Raw genomic sequence first — 2620 nt, forward strand, 5'->3', positions numbered from 1 at the left:
TTCCAGATCGCTAAATACCCCTTCCACAATGGCCGCCGCAGGTTTTACCTTGGCAATGTTCCGCCTGAGGTTGTATATCTTCTGTTCGGAGGCCGGGATGACGCTATTGGCAAAATAAAAGGTAAGTCCTCCCAAAAATGTAACCAAAATGATCAGGCTGAGCATCGAGCGCTGCAAGGAGATCCCTGAAGCCTTCATAGCGGCAAATTCGTAGTTCTCAGCGAAGGTGCCGAAGGTGATAATAGAAGAAAGCAACACGGTAAGCGGCAATACCTTTTCCGTAAGGTTGGGCATAAGGTAAAACAGGAATTTACCGATGATAACTATGTCCAGCCCTTTTCCGGCAAGATCATCAATAAACAACCAGATCGTCTGGAAGATGAAGATGAACATCAATATCACAAACGAACTGAGAAAGTTGTAAAGCCATCGCTTTAAAATGTACTGGTCGAGAATGCGCAATTCTAATTCCTTATGATGTAGTACCCTTCCTCCTTGTACTTGTTCTCATCAAAGGTAAATAAGGTTTTGGATAACGGCTGATTCGTTTTAAAAGAATTAACAGTAATCGTCGTCTTTGTGCCGTTGGATCCGGTCTCTATCAAACGGTAAATGTGCTTGGTCTCCACATCAATACCCAGGAGAATATTTTGAATGGGCGAGTTGGTGTCTATCGGAATCAGCTTCACGAATTGTATTTTCCTGCCCTGTACGTTCTGGAGGATGTCCCAGCTGTAGGTATGCCCGGTTTTATAAAAGGTGAGCATGCGCGAAGGGGTAACAGTGCCTTCCTCATCAGCGGGCTCCTCAATGGTTACCTCCTCATTTTCAGGGACTACGGTATACACTTTTTTGCCATCGAACATCTGGATGGCCCCCAGATAATTCAACAGATATTTATCCCCTTCCAGCGTCACATCCCCCCGAGTTTCCTGGTTGATGCCTGCCTCGCTATTCTCGAGGGCGTATTTGAATTCCACGGCTATATTCTCATATCCCTTTACCTTGTCATACACCTCGTCCAGTAAGGCTTTGGCCTTATCAGCTCCCTGAGCTATAGCAGCTACGGGCATCGAGGTGATCAGTAGGCAAAATATCCACTTTTTCATGTTTGTTGGGTTTCATTATTCAATAATTGTTCCAGGGCATACATATCCGGGACCAGAACCTGCCTGGCCTTGCTGCCCTCAAAAGGCCCCACTATCCCCGCGGCTTCCAGCTGGTCGATGATGCGACCTGCCCGGTTATACCCCAGCTTCAGCTTCCTCTGGATAAGGGAAGCAGAACCTTGTTGTGCCGTTACTATAACTTCGGCCGCTTCGCGGAACATGGCATCCCGGTCCTCAATATCGTAATCAAGACTTGTGCCAGACTCATCTCCCACATATTCCGGTAATAAATGGGCTTCTGGATAGGCCCTTTGTGCCCCGATATACTCTGTTATTTTCCCTACTTCGGGGGTGTCGACAAAGGCACACTGCAACCTGGTAATGTCATTGCCCTGCGTAAACAACATATCGCCCCTTCCAATCAATTGCTCCGCCCCTTGTGTATCCAGGATGGTCCTCGAGTCGATCTTTGAAGTTACCCGGAACGCTATACGAGCCGGGAAGTTAGCCTTGATAAGTCCGGTAATTACATTAACCGAAGGCCGTTGCGTGGCAATGACCAGATGTATGCCGATCGCCCTGGCAAGTTGTGCCAATCGGGCAATAGGAGTTTCGATTTCCTTACCGGCTGACATGATCAGATCGGCAAATTCGTCGATAACGAGCACGATGTAGGGAAGGAAGGTGTGCCCGTCGTTAGGGTTGAGCTTCCTCGCCCTAAATTTGGTGTTGTATTCCTTGATATTGCGCACCATTGCCTTTTTAAGCAGTTCATAGCGGTTATCCATTTCGATGCACAGGGAATTCAAGGTATTGATGACCTGCTGGTTGTCCGTGATGATCGCATCCGGGACATCCGGCAGCTTGGCGAGGAAATGCCGCTCGATTTTGTTGTAGAGGGTCAGTTCCACTTTTTTGGGGTCCACCAGGATAAACTTCACCTCTGCCGGGTGTTTTTTATACAAGAGCGAAGTGAGCACGGCATTAAGTCCAACGGATTTTCCCTGTCCCGTGGCCCCTGCCATAAGCAAGTGCGGCATTTTGGCCAGGTCCACCACGAAGGTTTCATTGCTGATGGTTTTTCCAAAAGCAACGGGGAGTTCCATCTCGGCATTTTGAAATTTGGAGGAGGCAATGACAGAACGCATGGAAACAATGGTAGGCTTCTTATTAGGCACCTCAATACCTATGGTCCCTTTACCGGGTATGGGTGCAATGATCCTGATACCCAGCGCCGCTAGCGAGAGGGCAATATCATCTTCCAGGTTTTTAATTTTGGATATCCGGATGCCAGCTTCGGGTACGATCTCATATAGGGTAACGGTAGGACCGATCGTGGCCTTTATCTGGGAAATCCCGATTTTATAATTCTTAAGGGTGTTTACGATACGGTTCTTATTGTCTTCCAGTTCTTCCTGGTTAATGGTAATCCCCCCGGCTGCACCATGAGTGTCCAGGAGATCGAGGTGGGGAAATTTATAGTTGCCCAATTCCAGTGTGGGATCGAATTC

3 protein-coding genes are annotated in these 2620 nt (G+C 47.9%); all 3 read right to left on the reverse strand.

Annotation, left to right across the window (positions count from 1 at the left end):
* A partial coding sequence (locus AC4E7D_RS13720) for an LptF/LptG family permease (protein WP_490174346.1) occupies positions 1-462 on the reverse strand: 462 nt, incomplete at its 3' end.
* A gap of 2 nt (positions 463-464) precedes the next feature.
* Positions 465-1109 (reverse strand): outer membrane lipoprotein periplasmic chaperone LolA1, encoded by a 645-nt coding sequence (lolA1, locus tag AC4E7D_RS13725; protein WP_490174347.1) that lies wholly within the window; start codon positions 1107-1109, stop codon positions 465-467.
* Positions 1106-2620, reverse strand: a 1515-nt coding sequence (locus AC4E7D_RS13730) for a DNA translocase FtsK (RefSeq protein ID WP_490174348.1), incomplete at its 5' end; no start/stop codon positions are given. The genes lolA1 and AC4E7D_RS13730, both read right to left, overlap by 4 nt.

This window comes from Lentiprolixibacter sp. (genome assembly GCF_982873095.1).